Here is a 24,278-nt window from a genome sequence, read left to right as displayed (position 1 = left end):
GCTCCTGTGTCACCGGCCACTACCGGTCACCCAGGAGTAAAGACGCGCCCGCGCCACTTCTCAAGGCGCGGACGCACGGCGCTTAACGCTGGATCTTGATCTCGGTACGGCGGTTCATCGCCCGCCCGTCGGCCGTGGCGTTATCAGCCACCGGTTGGGTTTCACCGGCCCCCACCACCGAAACGAAGCTACTGCGCGGCACGCCGCTTTCGACCAGGTAATCGGTCACCGAATGCGCGCGGCGCTCGGAGAGCTTCTGGTTATAGCGGTCGGAGCCGACGCTGTCGGTGTGCCCGGTAACGCTCAGGCGCGCACTCGGAGCCTCTTGCTTGAGGCGTGTGGCCACGGTGTTCAGGCGTTCTTTGTCGGTGGCGGTCAGGCGCGCCGAGTCGAACTCGAAGTGCACGTCACGAATGACGATGACCTCTTCCTTCTGTACCACCACTTCTTCAGCCACTGGCGCCGGCGCCGGCGGGCAACCGTTGGCGTCCACCTGCACGCCGCGCGGGGTGCCGGGGCACTTGTCGCGGCTGTCCGGCACACCATCGCCATCTTCGTCGCCATCACCATGGGCCCAGCAGTAGCCCGCCGCCAGGCCGCCACCGAGCAAGGCGCCCCAACCCGCCCAGCTGGAACTCTCGATGGCGCCCAGGGCCGCGCCGCCCACGCCCCCGACGGCAGCACACTTCGGCCAGTCGGTTTTTTGCAAACCTGCACAACCAGTCAACACACTGGTGAGCAGAACCAGGGGTATCGCTGTGCGTACTATGCTCATCTTGTTGCCTCTCCATAGGGGGAATCGGTACAAAACCGACGCTCTGGGAGTAAAGACCGCCGTTTACCGCTCTGCCAGCAATAAGCCATGACCTCAGCCCCTTGCCTCTTTGCCCAAAACCTCAGGACCGTTAGTCTTGAGCGACCTGAACGAGGAATGGCAATGACCAACGCTGTCTCACCCCGCACGCCGCAACAGGCCCTGGCCGCCCTGCTCGAGCGCTTCGCCCCGCGCACCCTGCTGCTGGTAGGCAGCCGCTTTCCGGCGCTGGATGCCTTTGCCGAGGCTCACCCCGACACCCGCATCGAGCTGGCCGCGCCCGGCGCGCTGCCTGATGCACTGGCCGCGCAACGCTTCGACCTGGCGCTGCTGGTGGGGTGCCTTGAACACCTGCCCAAACGCGATGGCCTGCAACTGCTGGGCGGCATCCGCAACCTCAACGCCAGCCGCGTTGCGGTGCTGGCCGACCTGGCCGCCTGCGGCTGGCAGGCCACCGACTTTTTCTCGCTGGCACTGTCGGCCAGTGAAAAATTCCAGCGTGACGGGCAGGAGCTGAGCCTGTTCACCTATGATCTGCATGACTACAAACAGGTCCCGGACTGGCTCAACGCCAAGTTCTGGGCCAACCCGCAAAACTTCGGCAAGTACTGGTGGTGATTCAATGAGTGTCTCGGTCTGCCCATGCGGCAGTGGCAACCTGCTCGATGCCTGCTGCGGGCGTTATCACGCCGGCACCCCGGCGCCCGACGCGCAGACGCTGATGCGCTCGCGCTACAGCGCCTATGTGCTGGGGTTGGTCGACTACCTGGTGGCGACCACCCTGCCGGCCCAGCAGGCCGGCCTGGACCGCCCGGCGATCAGCGCCTGGAGCGCCCAGAGCACCTGGCTGGGGCTGGAGGTGGAAGGCGCCGAGGTGCTCGGCGGGCAGCCCGAACATGCCTTCGTCACCTTCACCGCCCGCTGGCACGATGCACAGGGCGACCACCAGCACCGCGAACGCTCGGCGTTCGTGCAGAACAAGGGCCGCTGGTACTTCATCGACCCGACGGTACCGCTCAAGGCCGGGCGCAACGACCCCTGCCCCTGCACCAGCGGGCACAAGTTCAAGAAGTGCTGCGCCAGCTACATCACAGGCTGACGCTGCACTTGTCGGCCAGTGGTGAGATAATCGCGGCCATCTTCAACCGGAGTACCCCGCAATGACCCAACAACCCCATGTCCATGGCCCCGACTGCGACCATGGTCACGACCATCACCACGACCACGATCACGGCCATGTGCACGGCCCGCACTGCAACCACGGCCACCAGGAGCCGGTGCGCAACGCCCTGAAGGACGTTGGCCGCAACGACCCATGCCCATGCGGCAGCGAGAAGAAATTCAAGAAGTGCCACGGCGCCTGATCGGCGAAGCCCAACGCGCCGAGCACAACATCGCGGGGCACGCCCGCTCCCACGACAAACGTGTGGGAGCGGGCCTGCCCCGCGCTGCATGACCACTGGTAAATAAACCGCCCCGGCACCTTGCACGGCGACTGCGCGCTCACTACCTTAGCGCCTTCCGAACCCCGCCACGCCCTGCAGGAGCCCCGTCATGGCCGTCCTACCTCCCTTCCGCCTTCGCTTCGGCGGTGCTGCCGCGCTGCTCGGCCTGCTTGCGCTGGCCGGCTGCCAGATGGGCGGCTATCAGGACAGCGTGCCGCCGACCACCGGCGTGCAGCCGCTCAAGGGCCTGGCGCAGAACGTTTCGGTACGGCGCAACGCCATGGGCGCGCCGCTGATCGAGAGCAGCAACTTCCACGACGCACTGTTCAGCCTGGGCTATGTGCACGCCGGTGACCGCATCGGCCAGATGCTCAGCATGCGCCTGCTGGCCCAGGGCCGCCTGGCCGAACTGGCCGGCCCCGACGCGCTGGAAATCGACCGCCTGATGCGCGCTGCCAACCTCAAGCAAAGCGCCGGCCAGCTTTACGCCGACGCCTCGCCGCGGCTCAAGCGCTTCTTCGAGGTGTACGCCCGCGGGGTCAACGCCTACCTGTTCCGCTACCGCGACAAGCTGCCGGCAGAACTCGCCGGCAGCGGCTACCGCCCTGAATACTGGAAGCCCGAGGACTCGGCGCTGATCTTCAGCCTGTATGCGTTCAGCCAGTCGGTGAACCTGCAGGAAGAACTCTCGGCCCTGACCCTGGCGCAGAAAGTCGGCAGCGACAAGCTGGCCTGGCTGCTGCCTGGCGCCCCCGACGAACCCCTGGCCCATGCCGAAACCGACAAGCTCAAGGGCATCAACCTGGTCAGCCAACTGCCGGGCCTGCCCTCGCTGGCCGCCGCCGGCCAGCAATTGGCCGACCTCGGCCTGCTGGGCGCCCCGGGCTCGGTCAACCTGGCCCTGGGCCCGCAGCGCAGCCGCAGCGGCAAGAGCCTGTTGGCCAGCGACAGCCGCGCTGCCTGGGCCCTGAGCCCGGTGCAGATCCACACCGCCAGGTATCAGGTGGCCGGGCTGTCGCTGCCCGGCCTGCCGATCGTGCTGGCCGGCTACAACGGCAAGCTGGCCTTCAGCGCCAGCGCGGTGATGGCCGACAACCAGGACCTGTTCCTCGAGCAGGTGCGCCGCCAGGGCAACCAACTGACGTACCTGGCCGACGGCAAGTGGCAAGCGGCCCGCGCGCGCAACGAGACCTTCTTCGTGCGTGGCCAGCGCCCGCAGCGCGAGGTGATGTACGACACCCGTCACGGCACCCTGCTGCCGGGCCACGGCAGCCTGGCCCTGGCCCTGCACCTGCCGCAGCTCAAGGATGACCGCAGCCTCGATGCGCTGTTCGACCTGACCCGCGCCAGCAACCTCGAGCGCGCTTTCGACAGCACCCGCGAAGTGGGCGCTGCGGCGCTTAACTTCGTGTTCGCCGAGCCCGAGCACATCGGCTGGCAAGTCAGTGGCCGCTACCCCAACCGCCGCGACGGCCAGGGCCTGCTGCCCTCGCCGGGCTGGGACGGGCGTTATGACTGGGACGGCTACGCCGACGCCATGCTTCACCCCTACGACCAGGACCCGCCCAGCGGCTTCATCGGCCACGCCAACCAGCGCAGCCAGCCCAAGGGCTACGGCATGCAACTGTCGAGCACCTGGTACTACCCCGAGCGCGCCGAACGCCTGGCCGAACTGGCCGGCAATGGCCGCCACGACGGCCGCAGCCTGATGGCCCTGCAAAACGACCAGGTGACCCTGCTGGCAGCCAAGCTCAAGCAAATGTTCGACGCACCGGGCATGGCCCAGCCGCTCAAGCAGGCCATCGACGCCCTGCCCGCGGCCCAACGCGACAAGGCCCGCGAGGCACTCACCCGGCTCAAGGCCTTCGACGGCCGCCTGAGCCCGGTGTCGGCCGATGCCGCGCTGTATGAGCTGTTCCTTCAGGAGGTCACCCGCCAGGCCTTCCTCGACGACCTCGGCCCGGAATCCGGCGCCGCCTGGCAAGCCTTCGTCGGCAACGCGCAGTTGTCGTATTCAGCCCAGGCCGACCACCTGCTGGGCCGCGACGACAGCCCGTTCTGGGATGACCGCAACACCCCGCAGAAAGAAGACAAGCCCACCATTCTGGCCCGCAGCCTGGCCGGCGCGATCGACGCCGGCACCGCGCAGCTTGGCGCCGACCGGCGCGCCTGGCAGTGGGGCAAGCTGCACCAGTACAAATGGCCAGCGGCCAGTTACCAGGGACTGGGCGACAGCCTCAAGCGCTCGCCAATGGCCGCCGGTGGCGACTTCAGCACCCTGGCGTTGACCCCTTACGCCTGGGGCAGCAACTTCGACACCCGCCTGCCGGCCTCGGCGCGTATGATCGTCGACTTCGGCCAGGCCGAGCCGCTGCAACTGCTGACCAGCAGCGGCCAGTCGGGCAACCCGGCCAGCCGTCACTACAGCGACGGGCTGGATGCCTGGTTCAAGGGGCGCTTCATGAGCCTGCCGCTGCAGCCGCAGAACTTCGGCCGGGCCTATGGCAACCAGCGCTTGACGCTGGTGCCGGGGAAGTAGGTTCAAGCAGCCATGAAAAAGCCGCCGCCACAGGCGGCTTTTTCATGGCTGGGTGGTTTCAGGCTGCGACCACCGCTAGCTCGATACGCTGGCCAAGCACCTGCAGAGCATGCTCGACCTGTTCGATCTTGGAGCGATGCAACAGGTCGACCAGGCGATCCACCTGTGGGCGATTGACGCCCAGGCGTCTGGCCAACTCGGTCTTGGTCACCTTCTGTTCAGTCATGATGTTCCACAACGCCGCCTTGGCAGCACTCAGTGCAGGCAACCTGACCAGCACCTGATCCTGTTGGCGGGGTGAAGGCAGCGGTATGGCCTTGCGCTGATCGATATACAACGAAATAGCCGACTCTAGTGCATCTACCGCGTCGAACAGAGCCTCGTCGACGGTGTCACCAGCACTGGCCATTTCCGGAATGTCTGGGCAGCTCACCCAGAAGCTGCCGGCTTCGCAGTGCACGACAACCGGATAGTCGAAGGTCATCTCGATACCTCGTTTCAGGGGTTTGGGTGAAGGCTGCAATGTGTTCGCCGAACGCCTTGCAGCGCCTATCAGATCGAGCGCCGCCCGCGCGGCGCATCGCGGGCAAGCCCGCTCCCACATCTGTTTCGGGCCAATGAGTCCTGTGAAAGTACCGCTGTCCGCCTTGGTACATGTCTTGACCCTTGCGAAACGGCCTAAGCGCCCATGCTGAAATTGTGTCGAGCCAACAAGGCGGACCAGGTAATGGCACAGAAGAGACTGGCCCGAAACAGATGTGGGAGCGGGCTTGCCCGCGATGCGCCGCACGGGCGGCGCTCGATTTCATAGGCGCAGCAATAACTTCGCCAGACACCTTCCAGCACCACCAAGGCATTAAAGGGGCCATTGAACAGCAAATACCAATTCACCATTTCCAAGATTTTTGTAAGCCAATTCCGAGAGCACACTCCCCCAACCGAACTTTCCCCCTCCCCCCACGCTCCCACCTTGTACCACCCACCACCGCCCCCCTCGCCATGGACCTCGTCATCGCCCGCCCCGAAGGCCTGTACTGCCCGCCCGGCGATTTCTACATCGACCCCTGGCGCCCGGTAGAGCGTGCGGTGATCACCCACGGCCACGGCGATCACTCCCGCCCCGGCAACCGCCACTACCTGACTGCCGCCGCAGGCGCCGGCGTGCTGCGCAGCCGCTTGGGCGCGGGAATCGACTTGCAAACCCTGCCCTACGGCGAACGCCTGCTGCACCACGGCGTGACCTTGAGCCTGCACCCGGCAGGCCACGTGTTGGGCTCGGCCCAGGTGCGCCTGGAATATCAGGGCCAGGTGTGGGTGGCCTCCGGTGATTACAAAGTCGAGCCCGACGCCACCTGCGCAGCATTCGAGCCGGTGCGCTGCCACACCTTCATCACCGAGTCGACCTTCGGCCTGCCAATCTACCGCTGGCCAAGCCAGGCCGAGGTGTTCGCCCAGATCAACGCCTGGTGGCGCGGCAACTGCGCACAGGGCAAGGCCAGCGTGCTGTTCTGCTATGCCTTCGGCAAGGCTCAGCGCATCCTCCACGGGCTGGACGCCAGCATTGGCCCGATTGTCGTGCACGGTGCGATGGAGCCGCTGAACCGGGTCTATCGCGAGGCCGGCGTGCAACTGCCAGCCACCCTGTACGCCGGCGATGTACCGCGCAACGACCCACTGCTGCGCCAGGCGCTGATACTGGCCCCACCCTCGGCCGTCGGCAGCAGCTGGATGAAGCGCTTCGGCGAGTACCGCGACGCCTTCGCCAGCGGCTGGATGCGCCTGCGCGGCACCCGCCGGCGGCGCGGCGTGGACCGCGGTTTCGTGCTCTCCGACCACGCCGACTGGCCGGGCCTTTTGTGGGCCATCGGCCAGACCGGCGCCCAACGGGTGATGGTCACCCATGGTTCGGTGAACGTGTTGGTGCGCTACCTCACCGAGCAAGGCCTGGATGCCCGCCCTTTCGTCACCGAATATGGCGAAGAAGATGATGCGCCGGCCGTGGAAACCGAGGCATGAAAGCCTTCGCCGAACTGTATCTGCGCCTGGACGCCACCACTTCGAGCAACGCCAAGTTGCAGGCGCTGCGTGACTATTTCGCCAGTGCGCCCGCTGCCGATGCCGCCTGGGCGGTGTACTTCCTCGCCGGCGGTCGGCCACGGCAAATGGTCCCGAGCCGGTTGCTGCGCGAACTGGCCACGCAGCTGTCGGGGCTACCCGAGTGGCTGTTCGAGGAAAGCTACCAGGCGGTGGGCGACCTGGCCGAGACGGTCTCGCTGCTGCTGCCGGAAAACCCCCATGGCAGTGATGCCGGGCTTGCCGACTGGGTCGAACAGCAGTTGCTGCCATTGCGCGGCCAGCCAGCAGAGCGGGTACGCGAACGCCTGCCGCAGTTGTGGGCGCAACTGGACCGGCCGAGCCTGATGCTCAGCCTCAAACTGGTCACCGGCAGTTTTCGCGTGGGGGTGTCAAAGCTGCTGGTCACCCGCGCCTTGGCGCAACTGGCCGGCCTCGACGCCAAACGCGTTGCCCAGCGAATGGTCGGTTACACCGACCTCAGCCATCGCCCGGTCGCCGCCAGCTACCTCAAGCTGATCGCCCCGGAGTCGGCCGACGAACACCAGCAGCGTGGCGGGCAGCCCTACCCGTTCTTTCTGGCCCATGCCCTGCAACTCCCGGTAGAGCAGTTCGACGCCCTGCTCGGCCCGCCGCAAGGCTGGCAGGTGGAATGGAAATGGGACGGCATCCGGGCCCAGGTGGTCAAGCGTGATGGCCAGTTGTGGGTGTGGTCGCGCGGCGAAGAGCTGGTCACCGAGCGCTTCCCCGAGCTGCAAGGCCTGGCGCACATGCTGCCCGACGGCAGTGTGCTCGATGGCGAAATACTGGTCTGGAAACCCGGCGTCGAAGGCATCGCCGTGCAACCCTTCGCCCTGCTGCAACAACGCCTGGGCCGCAAGACGCTGGGCAAGAAACTGCTGGCTGATGCCCCGGTGGTGCTGCAGGCCTACGACTTGTTGGAATACCAGGGCGAGGACTGGCGCAACCACCCGCAGCACGTGCGCCGTCAGCAACTGGAGCAGCTGCTGGCGGAGCACCCGCTGGCCCCCGTGCTGCTGTCGCCGCTGCTGGCCGGCGACAGCTGGGCCGACCTCGCGGGCCTGCGCGAAGCATCGCGCAGCCTGGGGGTCGAGGGGCTGATGCTCAAGCAGCGTGACGCGCTGTACGGCGTGGGCCGCACCAAGGATGTGGGCCTGTGGTGGAAGTGGAAAGTCGACCCGTTCAGCGTCGATGCGGTGCTGATCTACGCCCAGCGCGGCCATGGCCGGCGCGCCAGCCTGTACAGCGACTACACCTTCGCCGTGTGGGACGCCCCGTTTGGTGCGCCCGGGCGCAGCCTGGTGCCGTTCGCCAAGGCTTACTCCGGGCTCAGCGACGAAGAAATGCGCCGGGTCGACGGCATCATCCGCAAGACCACCGTGGAAACCTTCGGCCCGGTGCGCAGCGTCACCCCGACGCTGGTGTTCGAGCTGGGCTTTGAAGGCATCGCCCTGTCCAAACGGCACAAGAGCGGCATCGCCGTGCGTTTTCCGCGGATGCTGCGCTGGCGCCACGACAAGCCAGTGGAACAGGCCGACGACCTGGCAACCCTGCAGGCGCTGCTCGGCTGAGGGTGCACCGGGCCCGAAGTTGTGCTTCTATCCTTGATCCCGGCCCTTGTCACAGAACGTTTCAATCAGGACCCCCATGCACCACTCGACCCACGACCTGTTGTCTCCCGTGCCCGGCATCGCCCGCCAGTTGCACAGCTTTCACTTTGGCCCGCGCGATGGCGCCAAGGTGTACATCCAGGCCTCGCTGCACGCCGACGAACTGCCCGGCATGCTGGTGGCCTGGCACCTGAAGCAGCGCTTGGCCGAACTTGAGCAGCAAGGCCGCCTGCGCCGCGAAATCATCCTGGTGCCGGTGGCCAACCCGGTGGGCCTGGAGCAGGTGCTGCTGGACGCGCCCCTGGGCCGTTTCGAACTGCAAAGCGGCGAGAACTTCAACCGCAACTTCGTCGACCTGGCAGACAACATCGGCGACCAGGTCGAAGCCCACCTGACTCAGGACCCAGCCCACAACCTGGCGCTGATCCGCGAATACCTGCGCCGTGGCCTGGACGCCCACCCGGCACGCACGCCCCTGCAATCACAACGCCTGACCCTGCAACGGCTGGCCTGCGACGCCGACATGGTGCTCGACCTGCACTGCGACTTCGAGGCCGTGGAGCACCTGTACACCACCCCCGAAGCCTGGCCCCAGGTCGAACCACTGGCGCGCTATCTGGGCGTGCAGGCCAGCCTGCTGGCCACCGACTCGGGCGGGCAGTCGTTCGACGAGTGCTTCAGCCTAGTCTGGTGGCAATTGCAGCAACGCTTCGCCAAGCGCTTCCCGATCCCCCTGGGCAGCTTCTCGGTGACCATAGAGCTGCGCGGCCAGGCCGACGTCAGCCACGCCCTGGCCAGCCAGGACTGCCAGGCGATCCTCGACTTTCTCACCCACAGCGGCGTGATCGAAGACCAGCCGGCCCCGCTGCCGGCGCTGCGCCAGCCGGCTACGCCACTGGCCGCAGTAGAGCCGGTAACCGCACCGCTGGGCGGTTTGCTGGTGTTCCATGCCAAACCCGGGCAGCAGCTTGAAGCCGGGCAACTGGTGGCCGAGGTGATCGACCCGCTCAGCGACCGGGTGACCCCGCTGCACACCACCCAGGCCGGGCTGATGTACGCCCGCAGCCTGCGGCGCATGGCCACGGCAGGCATGGTGGTGGCCCATGTGGCCGGCCAGAAGGTGTGCCGCAGCGGCTACCTTTTGGGCAACTGACCCGGTAAAATCAAACGCAGGCGCGTAGGGTCATTAGAAGCACAGCCTTCGAAGGACCCGCGCCGCATGCCCGACCTCGCCCTCGCATGGTTCACCAGCCGCGGCTGGAAGCCGTTCGCCTTCCAGCGCCAGGCGTGGGCCGCCATCGACCGTGGCGAAAGCGGCCTGCTGCACGCCAGCACCGGTGCCGGCAAAACCTACGCGCTCTGGCTGGGCGCGCTGCGTGCCTTCGCTGGCACCGCCGCCGGCCGCCAACCCGCCCCGTTGCAGGTGCTGTGGATCACCCCCATGCGCGCCCTGGCCGCCGACACCGCGCAGGCCTTGCAGGTGCCACTGGATGAGCTTGGGTTGAACTGGAGCGTGGCCGTGCGCAGCGGCGACACCGGCAGCGCCGAGCGCGCCCGCCAGGCGCGGCGTCTGCCCAGCGCACTGATCACTACCCCCGAGAGCCTGACCCTGCTGCTGACCCGTGCCCAGGCCGAACAGGACTTCGCCAGCCTGCGCCTGGTGGTGGTGGATGAATGGCATGAGCTGCTGGGCAACAAGCGCGGGGTGCAACTGCAACTGGCCCTGGCACGGCTGCGCCGTTGGCGGCCGCAGTTGGTGGTATGGGGGCTGTCGGCGACCCTGGGCAACCTCGAGCACGCCTTACAGGTGCTGGTGCCGGATGGCGGCCTGCTGCTCAAGGGGCGCCAGAACAAGCGCCTGATCGTCGACACCCTGATCCCGGCACAGCTTGAGCGCTTCCCCTGGGCCGGGCACATGGGCCTGAAGATGCTCGCCCAGGTGGCCGCCGAACTGGACGGCAGTGCCAGCAGCCTGGTGTTCACCAACACCCGCGCCCAGGCCGAGCTGTGGTACCAGGCACTGCTGGAGGCGCGCCCAGAGTGGGCCGGGCTGATCGCCCTGCACCACGCCTCGCTGGCCCGGGAAACCCGCAACTGGGTCGAGGGGGCGCTCAAGCAGGGCCAACTCAAGGCCGTGGTGTGCACCTCGAGCCTGGACCTGGGGGTAGACTTTTTGCCGGTGGAGCGGGTGTTGCAGGTCGGCTCAGCCAAGGGCATCGCCCGGCTGATGCAGCGCGCCGGGCGCTCCGGGCATGCGCCGGGGCGCACCTCGCGCATCACCCTGGTGCCCACCCACAGCCTGGAGCTGGTGGAGGCGGCGGCGGCCCGCCAGGCACTGGCCGCCGGGCACATCGAGGCCCGGCGCTCACCACGGCTGTGCATGGATGTGCTGGTGCAGCACCTGGTGAGCATGGCTCTGGGCGCCGGCATGCGCCCCGAGCAACTGCTGGCCGAAGTGCGCAGCACCTGGGCCTACCGCGACCTGCAGGCCAGCCAGTGGCAGTGGGCGCTGGCGTTCGTGCACAACGGCGGCAGCGCCTTGGGTGCCTACCCTGACTATCAGCGCGTGGAGGCCCACGCCGACGGCATCTGGCGGGTGACCAGTGAACGCCTGGCGCGGCGCCATCGCATGGGCATCGGGACCATCGTCAGCGAGGCCAGCCTGCAACTGAAATTCTGGAGCAAGGGCGGCGGCAAGGCGCTGGGTAGCGTTGAGGAGGCTTTCATCGCCCGCCTGCGCCCCGGCGACACGCTGATGTTCGCCGGGCGGATGCTGGAGTTGGTGCGGGTCGAGAACATGACCGCCTATGTGCGCCGCAGCACCTCTCGCAAGGCAGCCGTGGCACGCTGGAATGGCGGGCGCATGCCGTTGTCCAGCGAACTGGCCGACGCCCTGGTCGAGCAATTGGAGGCCGCCTCCCACGGCCACTTCGAAAGCCCCGAACTGCGTGCGGTGCGCCCGCTGCTGACATTGCAGGCAAGCTGGTCGGCACTGCCCACCCGCACCACCCTGCTGGCCGAAACCCTGAGCAGCCGCCAGGGCTCGCACCTGTTCCTCTACCCCTTTGCCGGGCGCATGGCCAACCTGGGGCTGGCCAGCCTGATCGCCTGGCGGGTCAGCCGTGCTCAGCCGCTGTCGGTGTCGATCGCGGTGAGTGACTACGGCTTCGAACTGCTCACCCCCAGCCGGGTGGACTGGGCCACCCACTTGCCAGCGGCGTTGAGCGCCGGGCAGGTACTCGAAGACGTGCTGGCCAGCCTCAATGCCAGCGAAATGGCCCTGCGCCGCTTTCGCGAAATCGCCCGGATTTCCGGGTTGGTATTCGGCGGCTACCCGGCGGCGCAAAAAAGCACCCGACAGATCCAGGCCTCCAGCGGGCTGTTCTTCGAGGTGTTTCGCAAGCATGACCCGGGCAACCTGCTACTGGGCCAGGCCCGCGACGAAGTACTGGGCGAGGAGCTGGAAATCGACCGGTTGCACAGGCATTTGCAACGCATGAGCAGCCAACAGCTGGACCTGCATGCCCTCAAACGCCCCGGCCCGCTGGCCTTCACCCTGCTGGTGGAAGGCATGCGCGAAACCCTGAGCACCGAGAAACTGGCCGACCGCATCGCCCGGATGGTGGCAGAGCTGGAAAACGCCGCAGGTAACGGGCATGGATGAGTTGGCAATCGGCTATGCCGGCGAAACCCTGCTGCTGCTCGCCGACAAAGCCGTCTACTGGCCCAGGCGGCAAGCGCTGCTGGTGGCCGACCTGCATATCGGCAAGGCCGCCAGCTACCGGGCGCAGCACCAACCGGTGCCGCACGGCACCACGCAAGCGACACTGGCCAGGCTCGACGCGCTGCTGGCCGCCCATGGCTGCTCGACGCTGATCGTGCTGGGCGACTTTCTGCATGCCCGCAGCGCCCGCGCGCCGGCAACCCTGGCTGCCCTGCAGGCCTGGCGTGAACGCCACTCGGCCTTGCAGATCGTGCTGGTGCGCGGTAACCACGACCGCCACGCGGGTGACCCGCCTGCGCAGTTGGCTATTACGGTGCATGAAGAGCCCTGGCTGCTGGAGCCCTTTGCCCTGTGCCACGAACCCGATCCCCATGCCACCCATCCGGTACTGGCCGGGCATGTGCACCCGGCCTACGTACTGCGCGGGCGGGGCCGCCAGCGGCTGCGCATGCCGTGTTTCGTGTTTGGCCCGCAGGTAGCGCTGCTACCCGCGTTCGGTGAATTCACCGGCGGCTGGAATGTGCAAGCAGAGGCCGGCACGCGCCTTTACCTGGCGGGTGCCGGACAGGTCTGGCCGCTGGGGGCATGATCAAGCAACAGGGGCGGGAGGCGGCTCGTCAGGCAGGGTTGGCTCGCCCGGCTCCATCGGCGGATGCTCGCCGGGCTCCGGCGGCTGCGGGGTGTCGGGGTCGGGCTGGTGCGGCACGCCGCCGGCCTGCAGCGGCGTGGGCGGGTGGGCCAGCAGCGACCAGGCCGGCAAGCCGATCTGGTTCGGCTGCAGCACGGCCAGCTTGGCGCTGATTGCGGGGTCGAGTTTCATGGGGCAGCTCCTGACTAGAGCCGGCGCACGTCATGCGCGCCGGGACCGTTCAAGATTTGGAGTGCACTGCCGGCGAACAATTCCCCGCAGTTGGTCGGCTCAGGTACGCGGCAGGGTGACGCCGCGCTGGCCCTGGTACTTGCCGCCGCGGTCCTTGTACGAAACTTCGCATGCTTCGTCGGACTGCAGGAACAGCATCTGCGCCACGCCTTCGTTGGCGTAGATCTTCGCCGGCAGCGTGGTGGTGTTGGAGAACTCCAGGGTCACGTGGCCTTCCCACTCAGGTTCCAGCGGGGTGACGTTGACGATGATGCCGCAACGGGCGTAGGTGCTCTTGCCCAGGCAGATGGTCAGCACATCGCGCGGAATGCGGAAGTATTCGACGGTGCGGGCCAGGGCAAAGGAGTTCGGCGGGATGATGCACACATCGCTCTTGATGTCGACGAAGCTGCCGGCATCGAAGTTCTTGGGGTCGACGGTGGCCGAGTTGATGTTGGTGAACACCTTGAATTCGTCGGCGCAGCGCACGTCGTAGCCGTAGCTGGAGACACCGAAGGAGATGACCCGGCTGTCTTGCTCGCCGCGCACCTGGCGCTCGACGAACGGTTCGATCATGCCGTGTTCCTGCGCCATGCGGCGAATCCACTTGTCCGATTTGATGCTCATGGCGGGTGTCCTGAGAGTGCAAGGTGAAAAAAATCGTGACGCGCATCTTACCGGTCCCGGCGCCTGCGGCAAAGTCAGATCCCTCCTTCATGCTGCAATCCCCGCCGGACGGGGCTTGCAGGCACCGTCGATCCGAATTGCGACAAACATGCCCAGGGTTATTGGCAGGTCAGGGAAAGTGGGTTAAGGTTACGCCCACTGTGCTGCACGCGACACCGAAGATCTGTTTGATGCACGATTTACGATCGGCCCATCTCCTGACACCTTCTGCTCCTTTGCACTCAGTTCACGGCTCGGGGTTTTCCCAGGCCGCCACAAAACTTTGTCCAAGGAGACAGAAAAATGTCCAACCGTCAATCCGGTGTTGTTAAGTGGTTCAACGACGAGAAAGGCTACGGCTTCATCACCCCTCAGTCGGGCGACGACCTGTTCGTGCACTTCAAAGCCATCCAAGCTGACGGCTTCAAAACCCTGAAAGAAGGCCAGGCTGTTACTTTCGTCGCTACCCGCGGCCAGAAAGGCATGCAGGCTGAAGAAGTTCAAATCGCCTAAGTCGATTTAGCTTCCTCGCTTCAGAAAAAACCCGCCATTGGCGGGTTTTTTTGTGCCTGTCTGCAGGGTTTGAAAGCGGGAGCGGCGCTGCCATCCATCGCGGGGCAAGCCCGCTCCCACAAGCTCTTGATCGGTTCAGTCTTCGCTGATGGTAATGCTCGGCATCGCAGGTGCCGCCGCTTCCTGCAGCACAATGCGCGCGCCCACCTGCCGCGCCAGCTCCTGGTAAACCATGGCGATCTGACTTTCCGGCTCGGCGATGGCCGTCGGCTTGCCGCTGTCGGCCTGCTCGCGGATCAGCATCGACAGCGGCAGCGAAGCCAGCAGCTCGACGCCGTACTGCGCCGCCAGCTTCTCGCCACCGCCTTCACCGAACAAGTGCTCGGCGTGGCCGCAGTTGGAGCAGATGTGCACGGCCATGTTCTCCACCACGCCCAGCACCGGGATATTGACCTTGCGGAACATCTCGACGCCCTTCTTGGCGTCCAGCAAAGCCAGGTCCTGCGGCGTGGTGACGATCACGGAACCTGCCACCGGCACCTTCTGCGCCAGGGTCAGCTGGATATCACCGGTACCTGGTGGCATGTCGATCACCAGGTAGTCCAGGTCATCCCAGGCGGTCTGGGTGACCAACTGCAGCAGGGCACCGGAAACCATCGGGCCACGCCAGACCATCGGCGTGTTGTCGTCGGTGAGAAAGGCCATGGACATCACCTCGACACCATGGGCCTTGATCGGCACGAACCACTTCTGCTCGCGCACCTGTGGGCGGGTACCTTCGGGTATGCCGAACATCACGCCCTGGCTGGGGCCGTAGATGTCAGCGTCGAGAATGCCCACTCGTGCACCTTCGCGGGCCAGCGCCAGGGCCAGGTTGGCCGCGGTGGTCGACTTGCCCACGCCGCCCTTGCCCGAAGCCACGGCGATGATGTTCTTCACGTTGGCCATGGCCGGCACCTGGGCCTGGGCCTTGTGGGTGGCGATCTGGCAGTCGATGGTGACGCTAGCCGCACTCACCCCGTCGAGGTTGCCGATGGCCGTCTGCAGCACCTGGGCCCAGCCACCCTTGAACAGCCCGGCGGCATAACCGAGCTGCAGCTGCACGCTGACCTGCCCGCCCTGGATGTCGATGGCCTGCACGCAGCCGGCGCTGACCGGGTCCTGGTTCAGGTAGGGGTCGGTGTACTGGCGAAGCACGCCTTCGATGGCGGCACGGGTGACGGCACTCATGGACACTCCCATTGGCAAACTGAATACTGAACAGGCGCCTATGCTAACCCGTCAATCGTCAGCATATGCGTTCGCGGGGTGAAATATCTTCGCCAGCCCTTTATAGTGGCCGATCACCCTCATTTTTACCCCGTAGCCAGATAAGTAGCCGAGCCACCATGTCCGAGCCACGTCAGATTCTCGTCACCAGCGCCCTGCCCTATGCCAATGGATCGATCCACCTTGGCCATATGCTGGAGTACATCCAGACGGACATGTGGGTACGCTTCCAGAAGCTGCGTGGCAACCAGTGCATCTACGTCTGCGCCGACGACGCCCACGGTTCGGCCATCATGCTGCGCGCCGAAAAAGAAGGCATCACCCCGGAGCAACTGATCGCCAACGTCCAAGCTGAACACAGCAGCGACTTCGCTGATTTTCTGGTGGACTTCGACAACTTCCACTCCACCCACAGCGACGAAAACCGCGAGCTGTCGAGCCTGATCTACGGCCGCCTGCGCGACGCCGGGCACATCGCCACCCGCTCGGTGACCCAGTACTTCGACCCTGAAAAGGGCATGTTCCTCGCCGACCGCTTCATCAAGGGCACCTGCCCCAAATGCGCGGCCGAAGACCAGTACGGCGACAACTGCGAAAAATGCGGCGCCACCTACGCCCCGACCGAACTGAAAAACCCCAAGTCGGCGATCTCCGGTGCCACCCCGGTACTGCGCGACTCCCAGCACTTCTTCTTCAAGCTGCCTGACTTCCAGGCCATGCTGCAGCAGTGGACCCGCAGCGGCACCCTGCAGGATGCGGTGGCCAACAAGCTCGCCGAATGGCTGGACTCGGGCCTGCAAGAGTGGGACATCTCCCGCGATGCGCCGTACTTCGGCTTCGAGATCCCGGGTGAGCCTGGCAAGTACTTCTACGTGTGGCTGGATGCGCCGATCGGCTACATGGCCAGCTTCAAGAACCTTTGCGCACGCCGCCCGGAGCTGGACTTCGACGCGTTCTGGAACGAGGGCTCCAAGGCCGAGCTGTACCACTTCATCGGCAAGGACATCGTCAACTTCCACGCCTTGTTCTGGCCAGCCATGCTCGAAGGCGCGGGGTTGCGCAAGCCAACCGCAGTCAACGTACACGGTTATCTCACCGTCAACGGCGCCAAGATGTCCAAGTCGCGCGGCACCTTCATCAAGGCGCGCACCTACCTCGACCACCTGCAGCCGGAATACCTGCGCTACTACTACGCGGCCAAGCTCGGCCGTGGCGTGGACGACCTCGACCTGAACCTCGAGGACTTCGTGCAGAAGGTCAATTCCGACCTGGTGGGCAAGGTGGTGAACATCGCCAGCCGCTGCGCAGGCTTCATTCACAAGGGCAACGACGGTGTGATGGTCGCAGGCGACGCCGCCCCCGAACTGACCGAAGCCTTCCTGGCTGCAGCACCGTCCATTGGCGATGCCTACGAAGGCCGCGACTTTGGCCGCGCCATGCGCGAAATCATGGCCCTGGCCGACCGTGCCAACGCCTGGATTGCCGACAAGGCGCCGTGGTCGCTGGCCAAGCAGGAAGGCAAGCAGGACGAAGTGCAGGCCATCTGTGCCCAGGGCATCAACCTGTTCCGCCAGCTGGTGATCTTCCTCAAGCCGGTGCTGCCAGTGCTGGCCAGCGATGCCGAAGCCTTCCTCAACGTCGCCCCGTTGACTTGGAACGACCACCAGTCGCGCCTGGAAAACCACCAGCTGAACCCGTTCAAGGCACTGATGAGCCGGATAGAGCTGAGCAAAGTCGAAGCCATGGTCGCCGCCAGCAAGGAAGACCTGCTGGCCGCCGAAGCCCAGCAGGCGCCGGCCGGCAATGGCGAGCTGGCCAAGGACCCACTGTCGGCCGAGATCGAGTTCGACACCTTCGCCGCTGTCGACTTGCGCGTGGCGCTGATCGTCAAGGCAGAAGCCGTACCGGGTGCCGACAAGCTGCTGCAACTGACCCTGGACATTGGTGACGAGCGTCGCAACGTGTTCTCCGGCATCAAGTCGGCCTACCCCGACCCGAGCCAGCTGGAAGGCCGCCTGACCATGATGGTGGCCAACCTCAAGCCACGTAAAATGCGCTTCGGCGTTTCCGAGGGCATGGTCATGGCCGCCGGCCCCGGCGGTGAAGAAATCTACCTGCTGAGCCCGGACAGCGGCGCCAAGCCTGGCCAGCGCATCAAGTAAGCCCCCTGCCCCGGCCACTGGCCGGGGCATTTGCATCTGCCGCCCGCTGCCCGATAATCAGGGCAACTCCCGGCCTTCGGCATGTTCATGAGCGACTTCGTCCTGGCCCTGTTCAGCGCCGCGCTGATCAATATCCTGGCTCTCGAGCCCGAGCGGCCTGAGCGCCGTCGACTGCATGCCCTTGGCGCCTGCAGCGCATTGCTGATGGTCGTGGCGCTGCCTGTGGGCTACCTGTTGCAGCACGAACTGCTGGCCCCGCTCGGGCTGCAGGCCATGCGCCTGTTCCTGTTGTTGCCACTGCTCGGCGCCCTCGCCTGGTGCCTGGCGCTGCTGGTGCAACGCCTGCGCCCCGACTGGCCGATACCCGGTTTGCAGGTAGTGTTAATGGGCAACGCCGCCACGCTGGGCCTGCTGCTGGAGCTGAGCCAGGATGGCAACAGCGCCTGGCAGGCCCTGCGCTGGGGGCTCATTGCCGGCGCTGGCTTCTGGCTGGCATTGCTGTTGCTCGCAGGCGTGCTTGAACGCAGCCGGCATGCGGACATCCCGGCGGCCTTGCGTGGCCTGCCCATTTCGCTGATCGGTGCCGGTATCATGGCGATGGCGTTCTCGGGGCTGAGCGGAATGTTCGAGCCATGACCCCGCAGGTTATGCCTGACCCGCGCTTGCGCAACGCCATGAACCTGGCGCTGCTGGCCTGCGCCCCTGGCCTTTTGACGCTGTTCTGGCTGCACGGATGGGGCATTGCGATCAACCTGCTGCTGTGCACCATCAGCGCGACAGCCTGCGAGGCGCTACTGCTGTGGAGACGCAAGCAACCCATCGGCCCGGCATTGGCCGACGGCAGCGCCGTGGTGAGCGCCGTTTTACTGGCCGCTGCCCTACCCGCCCCGGCGCCCTGGTGGCTACCCGTAGCGGCATCCTGCGTCGCCATCGGGCTGGGCAAGCAAGCGTTCGGCGGTGTCGGGCGAAACCTGTTCAACCCGGCAATGTTGGGGTACGCATTCGCCCTTCTGAGTTTCCCGGCACAGATGAACCATTGGCCGGGCCAGGCGCCCGGCCTGCTCGACAGCCTGAACCTGAGTTTCGCCGCCAGCCAAGGCATCGACGCCTGGGCCAGCCCCACGCTGCTCGATACCTTGCACCACAACCGCAGCCTGACCATCGACGAACTGTTCGCCAGCCACCCAGCCTTCGGTCACCTCGGCGGGCGCGGCAGCGAGTGGGTGAACCTGGCGTTCCTGCTGGGCGGCCTGTGGCTTTTGCAACGCAAGGTATTCACCTGGCATGCACCCGCCGGGCTGCTGGCCGGGTTGCTGCTGTTCAGCCTGCTGGGCTGGAACGGCTCAGGTTCGGACTCCCATGGCTCGCCGCTGCTGCACCTGTTCAGCGGCTCGACCATGCTGGCAGCTTTCTTCATTGCCACCGAACCGGTCTCAGGCTGCAGGCGCGCCCGAGCACGGCTGGCCTTTGGCGTGGGCGCCGGCCTGCTCATCTATGCCATGCGCATCTGGAGCAGCCTGCCCGATGGCACGGCATTCGCCATCCTGCTGATGAACCTGGCGGCCCCAACCCTTGATCGCTGGGCCGAGCGCCGGGAGGCTGTAAGCACATGAACGCACGCACGCGCAGCATCCTGCTGCTGGTACTGGTGACGGGCCTGGCGCTGGCGCTGAGCCTGGCCTGGCAGCGGGCCACCGAGCACCCCATCGCCGAAGCCGAACGCCAGCTGCGCGAGCAGGCCTGGCTGGCCGTGCTGCCTGCGGGCAGCTATGACAACCAGCCACTGCGCACGCCCCTGCCGCTGGCCGACACACACCTGGGCCATAGCCGCCTGCTGGCCGGCTACCGGGCGACCCTTGCCGGCCAGGCCATCGCCATTCTGCTGCACAGCCAATGCCAGGGCTACGCCGGGCCAATCGAACTGGCCATCGCCATCGCCGCCAATGGTCGCTTGCAAGGCATTCAGGTACTGCAGCAACAGGAAAGCCCCGGCCTTGGCGACCAGTTAGCCGACCCGGCGCGGCATTGGCTGCAACAGTTCGTAGGCAAAGGCTTCAGCGACACACCAGCACAGGCCTGGGCGCTCAAGCGCGACCAAGGCCAGTTCGACCAATTGACGGGGGCGACCGTCACCTCGCGCGCGGTGATCGACGCCACGCAGGATGCCTTGCGTTATTTCGATGAACATCGCCGGTCACTGCTGGCAGCGCCTGCCGATGAATAGGCCACTGCTGCTGACCGCCTGCCTGGCCCCGCTGCTGGGCGCCACCTCGACATTCGCCCAGGCCGCACTGGCTGGCGCCTGCTGCCTGGGCCTGATCACAGCGCACCAAGGCCTGATGGCCCCGCTGCGGCCACACCTTGGCGGCGCAGCACGGGCTTGGGCTGCCCTGATGCTGGCCGCCGCATCGGCAACCTGCCTGCAACTGGCGCTGGATGCCTGGGCCATGGCGCAGGCGCTGCCGTTAGCCCACTACCCCGCAATCATCGCCCTGCAGTGCATGAGCATCGAATACCTGCTGCCCACCCAGCACCGCTGGCGAACGCTGCTCAAGGGCCTGGCCGAGGTACTGCTGGCCTGCCTGGCCCTGGGCCTGGGCCGCCAGTGGCTGGCCGGCATGGGGTTGCACATCGCCGCCCTGGTCCCGGGCGCACTGGTACTGCTCGGCCTGCTGCTGGGCCTGTACAATCGCCTGCGTCCATCGCCTTCACCCTCACGCCGTCAAGGAACCCTTTGACCCCATGAATGCCGCCAAACGCCTGGAGATCTTTCGCAGGCTGCACGAAGACAACCCGGAACCCAAGACCGAACTCGCCTACACCACGCCGTTCGAATTGCTGATCGCCGTTATTCTCTCGGCCCAGGCCACCGACGTGGGCGTGAACAAGGCAACCGCGCGCCTGTACCCGGCCGCCAACACGCCACAGGCCATCCATGCCTTGGGCGTGGAAGGGCTGAGCGAATACATCAAGACCATCGGGCTGTACAACAGCAAGGCCAAGAACGTCATCGAGACCTGCCGGCTGCTCCTCGAACTGCACGGTGGCGAGGTGCCGCAGAACCGCGAAGCCCTGGAAGCCTTGCCGGGCGTGGGCCGCAAAACCGCCAACGTGGTGCTGAACACGGCATTCGGGCAACTGGCCATGGCGGTCGACACGCATATCTTCCGGGTCAGCAACCGCACCGGCATCGCCCCCGGCAAGACCGTGCTGGAGGTAGAAAAGAAGCTGCTCAAGTTTGTCCCCAAGGACTACCTGCTCGACGCCCATCACTGGCTGATCCTGCATGGCCGTTATGTTTGCCAGGCGCGCAAGCCGCGCTGCGGCAGTTGCCGCATCGAAGATTTGTGCGAGTACAAGCTCAAGACTTCCGACGATTGATGCAATAGAGGAAATTGCAATATTCGATTGAAAAAATCTTTTTTACCGGCTTCGCGAATCCAGCTATAAGGACGGCCAATGGCCCTTTGGCTTGGAGTGACGCATGAGCACCGATAAAGAAGACCTTGCTGCCGACGACGAATTCACCAGCGCGGAAGAGGAAGTGGAACCCCAGGTCGAAACGGCCAAGACCAACCTCAGCAAGCGCCGCACCATCGACAACATGCTGGAAGAGCGCCGCCTGCAAAAACAACTGGCAGACTTCGATTACGACCTCTGATGAACCTCGAGAAAGCCTCCTGACACGGAGGCTTTTCTGCATTCAGGCCAGGCCGTGGCGCTGGGCAAGTTCGATGAGATCCACCAACGAGCGGGCGTTGAGCTTGAACAGCAGGCGGGTTTTGTAAGTGCTCACCGTCTTGTTGCTAAGGAACATGCTGTCGGCGATTTCCTTGTTGCTCCTGCCGCGTGCCAGTTGCTGCAACACCATCATTTCACGCCCTGACAGGCGCTCGACCATTTCTGTTTCGCTGCCTGTGCCACTGACCGGCCTGCCCTTGTGCAGCGCCTGGTTGGGGAAGTAGCTGTAACCGGACAACACCGCCTTGATGGCGCTGAGCAGTTCGGTGAGCTCCTGTTGCTTGCATACATAACCGGCGGCCCCCGCCTGCATGCAACGCATGGAAAAATGCCCGGGGGCCTGCGAAGTCAGCACCAGCACCTTGCTCGCCGGGCTCACCAGCTCCAGGCGGGCAACCACCTCGAGCCCATCGAGCTTGGGAATCCCGATGTCCAGGATGACGATGTCCGGCAGATGCTCGCGCGTAAGCTGCAAGGCATCGACGCCGTTGTCGGTTTCTGCCACCACCTCGTAACCATGCCGTTCCATCAGCATGCGCACAGCCAGCCGAATGACCGGGTGATCATCCACGATCAGCACTTTGTTCATGCGTATCCCATTGATTCGTGATTTTGATTTCGACCACTCACCATAACCGAGCGCCAGCAATCAATAAGCAGCGATTTCCCCAGAAGACGCACACAAAGAGCAGTACTACATGCTTTAGAGAAACTTCCTACATGCAAAGCTTTTGCGGGATGCATCGCCCGGTAGAACATCGGATAAGCCCTGAAACTTATCAACCGAAGCATCATCAACAAAGTGCTGAAAAGAGATACCAGGCGCGGGAAATTTCGCCCAGGCCATCGGACGCGTGGATCAGCCAGGCTCATCTAGCTCACCGGGAAAGCCACCGCCCTTATGTACCAGAACAAAAAAACCTACAGATGAGCAAAGCCTTTCGGGTTCATCATCATGAATCAGCCATCACTCAGCCCTTTGAGCCTCATTGCGATCTTTGCCGGTGTCGTCGAAGCTTCGGCACTGGCATCGCTGCCGTTTCTCAATGACTCCAGCCAGTCGATCTACACATGGTTTCTGGTCGCGTTCCCGTTTTTCCTGACGATGCTGTTCTTCCTCACCCTCAACTTCAACAGCAGTTCACTGTTCTCCCCGGAGAAAGCCGACCTTGCGCCGCACCAGGCATCGTTTTCCACCTCAGAGCCGGCGCCAGCCACCAGCTGGGGACAATTGCCGACGGCAAACAGCGGCCCGATCATCGTCGCCCTGTCCGGGCCGAAGAGCCGCGCCACCCTCGAACAGCACCTGCGCAGCGCGCTCGACCCTCCCCATTCGACGGTGCGCAACTGGGTGCTCTATGACCTCGATCAACGTACCTGCATCACACTGTCGGTCGGCCCTATGCAAGACAACGCGCATGCACCCTTCAACAGTTCCTGAGGCACAAAAAAACCCGGCCAGGGCCGGGTTTTTTATCAGCTAACACTCGACTTACAGCATCGAACGGCCTTTGTTGGCCGCAATGCGCATGCGCAGTGCGTTGAGCTTGATGAAGCCAGCGGCGTCGGCCTGGTTGTAGGCGCCGCCGTCTTCTTCGAAGGTCGCGATGTTGGCATCGAACAGGGTGTCGTCGGACTGACGGCCAACCACGCTGACGCTGCCTTTGTACAGCTTCAGGCGTACCACGCCGTTCACGTTGGCCTGCGAAGCGTCGATCATCTGTTGCAGCATCAGACGCTCAGGGCTCCACCAGTAGCCGGTGTAGATCAGGCTGGCGTACTTGGGCATCAGCTCGTCTTTCAGGTGAGCGACTTCGCGGTCCAGGGTGATCGACTCGATGGCACGGTGGGCCTTGAGCATGATGGTGCCGCCAGGCGTCTGGTAGCAACCGCGGGACTTCATGCCGACATAGCGGTTTTCGACGATGTCCAGACGGCCGATGCCGTTGGCACCACCGACGCGGTTCAGTTCGGCCAGTACGGTGGCCGGGGACTTCTCGACGCCGTCGATGGCGACGATGTCACCGTTGCGGTAGGTCAGCTCGATGTAGGTCGCCTGGTCTGGTGCAGCTTCCGGAGAAACGCCCCAGCTTGGCAGCCACATGTCGTCTTCGGCCTCGGCCCACGGGTCCTCCAGCACGCCACCCTCGTAGGAGATGTGCAGCAGGTTGGCGTCCATCGAGTAGGGCGACTTTTTCTTGCCGCTGTTCTCGATCTTGATGCCGTGCTTCTCTGCGTAGCCCATCAGCTTCTCGCGGGACAGCAGGTCCCACTCGCGCCATGGTGCGATGACCTTGACACCTGGCTTGAGCGCGTAGGCACCCAGCTCGAAACGTACCTGGTCGTTACCCTTGCCGGTCGCGCCGTGGGAAATGGCGTCGGCGCCGGTTTCGTTGGCGATTTCGATCAGGCGCTTGGCGATCAGCGGGCGGGCGATGGAAGTACCCAGCAGGTACTCGCCTTCGTAGACAGTGTTGGCACGGAACATCGGGAACACGAAGTCGCGCACGAACTCTTCGCGCAGGTCGTCGATGTAGATTTCTTTAATGCCCAGCGCCTCGGCTTTGGCGCGGGCCGGCTCGACCTCTTCGCCCTGGCCCAGGTCAGCGGTGAAGGTCACCACTTCGCAGTTGTAGGTGTCCTGCAGCCACTTGAGAATCACCGAAGTATCAAGGCCGCCGGAATACGCCAGTACGACCTTTTTTACGTCCGCCATGCCATCACTCCACGGGGTTGTACGGAAAGCCTTCGATTCTAACGGCCTTGCCGCAAAATTTACAGTGGGGCGACAGCTTGTGATGACAAAGCGACAGGAACTGTCGCCAGCGCGACCAACGGTCGC

At 65.0% G+C, this 24,278-nt stretch carries 25 protein-coding genes; 18 read left to right on the top strand and 7 right to left on the bottom strand.

From position 1 onward, the window contains the following. Nucleotides 1-82: 82 nt before the first annotated feature. Complete coding sequence (locus tag KSS94_RS06005) at nucleotides 83-775, bottom strand: PA1041 family peptidoglycan-binding anchor lipoprotein (RefSeq protein WP_217842115.1); 693 nt, start codon at nucleotides 773-775, stop codon at nucleotides 83-85. A 162-nt stretch (nucleotides 776-937) separates the two neighbouring features. Between KSS94_RS06005 and KSS94_RS06000 the strand changes: the two genes are divergently transcribed. From KSS94_RS06000 to KSS94_RS05985, 4 genes are all read left to right on the top strand, one after another. Continuing rightward, nucleotides 938-1,432 carry a DUF6231 family protein gene (locus KSS94_RS06000; protein ID WP_217842114.1) on the top strand — a complete coding sequence of 165 codons (495 nt, stop codon included), beginning with the start codon at nucleotides 938-940 and terminating at the stop codon, nucleotides 1,430-1,432. Nucleotides 1,433-1,436: 4 nt separating this feature from the next. Further along, nucleotides 1,437-1,913, top strand: a complete 477-nt coding sequence (locus KSS94_RS05995; protein ID WP_217842113.1) for a YchJ family protein — start codon at nucleotides 1,437-1,439, stop codon at nucleotides 1,911-1,913. 61 nt (nucleotides 1,914-1,974) lie between these two features. Further along, the gene (locus KSS94_RS05990) at nucleotides 1,975-2,178 is read left to right on the top strand and encodes an SEC-C metal-binding domain-containing protein (protein ID WP_110701992.1); all 204 of its coding nucleotides are present in this window, start codon (nucleotides 1,975-1,977) and stop codon (nucleotides 2,176-2,178) included. A gap of 190 nt (nucleotides 2,179-2,368) precedes the next feature. After that, nucleotides 2,369-4,798: a penicillin acylase family protein gene (locus KSS94_RS05985; protein WP_217842112.1), complete on the top strand. Its 2,430-nt coding sequence runs from the start codon at nucleotides 2,369-2,371 to the stop codon at nucleotides 4,796-4,798. A gap of 58 nt (nucleotides 4,799-4,856) precedes the next feature. On the opposite strand, the gene KSS94_RS05980 is transcribed toward KSS94_RS05985, so the two are convergent. Beyond that, on the bottom strand, nucleotides 4,857-5,282 hold the full coding sequence (locus KSS94_RS05980) for a type II toxin-antitoxin system HicB family antitoxin (protein WP_217842111.1): 426 nt from the start codon (nucleotides 5,280-5,282) through the stop codon (nucleotides 4,857-4,859). Between the two features lie 515 nt (nucleotides 5,283-5,797). Between KSS94_RS05980 and KSS94_RS05975 the strand changes: the two genes are divergently transcribed. From KSS94_RS05975 to pdeM, 5 genes are all read left to right on the top strand, one after another. After that, entirely contained in the window at nucleotides 5,798-6,814 is a 1,017-nt protein-coding gene (locus KSS94_RS05975; protein WP_217842110.1) for a ligase-associated DNA damage response exonuclease, read from the top strand. Then, complete coding sequence (locus KSS94_RS05970) at nucleotides 6,811-8,463, top strand: ATP-dependent DNA ligase (protein WP_217842109.1); 1,653 nt, start codon at nucleotides 6,811-6,813, stop codon at nucleotides 8,461-8,463. The genes KSS94_RS05975 and KSS94_RS05970 overlap by 4 nt, the downstream gene beginning before the upstream one ends. Before the next feature lie 76 nt (nucleotides 8,464-8,539). Beyond that, the gene (locus KSS94_RS05965; RefSeq protein ID WP_217842108.1) at nucleotides 8,540-9,655 is read left to right on the top strand and encodes a succinylglutamate desuccinylase/aspartoacylase family protein; all 1,116 of its coding nucleotides are present in this window, start codon (nucleotides 8,540-8,542) and stop codon (nucleotides 9,653-9,655) included. Nucleotides 9,656-9,721: 66 nt separating this feature from the next. Next, nucleotides 9,722-12,166, top strand: coding sequence for a ligase-associated DNA damage response DEXH box helicase (locus KSS94_RS05960; protein ID WP_217842107.1), 2,445 nt, complete (start codon nucleotides 9,722-9,724; stop codon nucleotides 12,164-12,166). Continuing rightward, nucleotides 12,159-12,815 carry a ligase-associated DNA damage response endonuclease PdeM gene (gene pdeM / locus KSS94_RS05955; protein WP_217842106.1) on the top strand — a complete coding sequence of 219 codons (657 nt, stop codon included), beginning with the start codon at nucleotides 12,159-12,161 and terminating at the stop codon, nucleotides 12,813-12,815. Before KSS94_RS05960 ends, pdeM begins: the two co-directional genes overlap by 8 nt. On the opposite strand, the gene KSS94_RS05950 is transcribed toward pdeM, so the two are convergent. Together KSS94_RS05950 and dcd are read right to left on the bottom strand one after the other, a co-directional pair. Next, the gene (locus tag KSS94_RS05950) at nucleotides 12,816-13,046 is read right to left on the bottom strand and encodes a hypothetical protein (RefSeq protein WP_194789305.1); all 231 of its coding nucleotides are present in this window, start codon (nucleotides 13,044-13,046) and stop codon (nucleotides 12,816-12,818) included. A gap of 99 nt (nucleotides 13,047-13,145) precedes the next feature. After that, nucleotides 13,146-13,712, bottom strand: a complete 567-nt coding sequence (dcd, locus tag KSS94_RS05945) for a dCTP deaminase (protein ID WP_050704036.1) — start codon at nucleotides 13,710-13,712, stop codon at nucleotides 13,146-13,148. Nucleotides 13,713-14,054: 342 nt separating this feature from the next. Here dcd and KSS94_RS05940 point away from each other — a divergent pair, with 342 nt between their 5' ends. Then, a complete protein-coding gene (locus KSS94_RS05940) occupies nucleotides 14,055-14,264 on the top strand; it encodes a cold-shock protein (RefSeq protein ID WP_003254922.1) in 210 nt (69 codons plus the stop codon). 135 nt (nucleotides 14,265-14,399) lie between these two features. Here KSS94_RS05940 and apbC read toward each other — a convergent pair whose 3' ends face one another. Next, nucleotides 14,400-15,494: an iron-sulfur cluster carrier protein ApbC gene (apbC, locus tag KSS94_RS05935; RefSeq protein ID WP_217842105.1), complete on the bottom strand. Its 1,095-nt coding sequence runs from the start codon at nucleotides 15,492-15,494 to the stop codon at nucleotides 14,400-14,402. 158 nt (nucleotides 15,495-15,652) lie between these two features. On the opposite strand from apbC, the gene metG reads away from it, so the two are divergent. The 7 genes from metG to KSS94_RS05900 all read left to right on the top strand — a co-directional run bounded on the left by metG (nucleotide 15,653) and on the right by KSS94_RS05900 (nucleotide 21,356). Next, nucleotides 15,653-17,695 (top strand): methionine--tRNA ligase, encoded by a 2,043-nt coding sequence (gene metG, locus KSS94_RS05930; protein WP_217842104.1) that lies wholly within the window; start codon nucleotides 15,653-15,655, stop codon nucleotides 17,693-17,695. 87 nt (nucleotides 17,696-17,782) lie between these two features. Further along, the gene (locus KSS94_RS05925) at nucleotides 17,783-18,331 is read left to right on the top strand and encodes an Rnf-Nqr domain containing protein (protein ID WP_217842103.1); all 549 of its coding nucleotides are present in this window, start codon (nucleotides 17,783-17,785) and stop codon (nucleotides 18,329-18,331) included. Next, nucleotides 18,328-19,308 (top strand): RnfABCDGE type electron transport complex subunit D, encoded by a 981-nt coding sequence (locus KSS94_RS05920; RefSeq protein WP_217842102.1) that lies wholly within the window; start codon nucleotides 18,328-18,330, stop codon nucleotides 19,306-19,308. The genes KSS94_RS05925 and KSS94_RS05920 overlap by 4 nt, the downstream gene beginning before the upstream one ends. After that, entirely contained in the window at nucleotides 19,305-19,919 is a 615-nt protein-coding gene (locus tag KSS94_RS05915) for an RnfABCDGE type electron transport complex subunit G (RefSeq protein ID WP_217842101.1), read from the top strand. The genes KSS94_RS05920 and KSS94_RS05915 overlap by 4 nt, the downstream gene beginning before the upstream one ends. Further along, entirely contained in the window at nucleotides 19,912-20,433 is a 522-nt protein-coding gene (locus KSS94_RS05910) for an NADH:quinone oxidoreductase (protein ID WP_217842100.1), read from the top strand. Before KSS94_RS05915 ends, KSS94_RS05910 begins: the two co-directional genes overlap by 8 nt. 4 nt (nucleotides 20,434-20,437) lie before the next feature. Further along, complete coding sequence (nth, locus tag KSS94_RS05905; protein ID WP_217842099.1) at nucleotides 20,438-21,076, top strand: endonuclease III; 639 nt, start codon at nucleotides 20,438-20,440, stop codon at nucleotides 21,074-21,076. Between the two features lie 103 nt (nucleotides 21,077-21,179). Further along, nucleotides 21,180-21,356, top strand: a complete 177-nt coding sequence (locus tag KSS94_RS05900) for a PA3496 family putative envelope integrity protein (protein ID WP_217842098.1) — start codon at nucleotides 21,180-21,182, stop codon at nucleotides 21,354-21,356. A gap of 42 nt (nucleotides 21,357-21,398) precedes the next feature. On the opposite strand, the gene KSS94_RS05895 is transcribed toward KSS94_RS05900, so the two are convergent. Next, nucleotides 21,399-22,025, bottom strand: coding sequence for a response regulator transcription factor (locus KSS94_RS05895; protein ID WP_217842097.1), 627 nt, complete (start codon nucleotides 22,023-22,025; stop codon nucleotides 21,399-21,401). Between the two features lie 366 nt (nucleotides 22,026-22,391). Between KSS94_RS05895 and KSS94_RS05890 the strand changes: the two genes are divergently transcribed. Continuing rightward, nucleotides 22,392-22,877 carry a hypothetical protein gene (locus tag KSS94_RS05890; RefSeq protein WP_225935845.1) on the top strand — a complete coding sequence of 162 codons (486 nt, stop codon included), beginning with the start codon at nucleotides 22,392-22,394 and terminating at the stop codon, nucleotides 22,875-22,877. A gap of 51 nt (nucleotides 22,878-22,928) precedes the next feature. On the opposite strand, the gene KSS94_RS05885 is transcribed toward KSS94_RS05890, so the two are convergent. Continuing rightward, nucleotides 22,929-24,152 (bottom strand): argininosuccinate synthase, encoded by a 1,224-nt coding sequence (locus tag KSS94_RS05885; protein WP_217842096.1) that lies wholly within the window; start codon nucleotides 24,150-24,152, stop codon nucleotides 22,929-22,931. Nucleotides 24,153-24,278: the final 126 nt, after the last annotated feature.

Source organism: Pseudomonas fakonensis, from assembly GCF_019139895.1.
GTDB lineage: Bacteria > Pseudomonadota > Gammaproteobacteria > Pseudomonadales > Pseudomonadaceae > Aquipseudomonas > Aquipseudomonas fakonensis.
The sequence above is the reverse complement of the archived record's forward strand: the minus strand, read 5'-3'. Positions and strand labels throughout refer to the sequence as shown.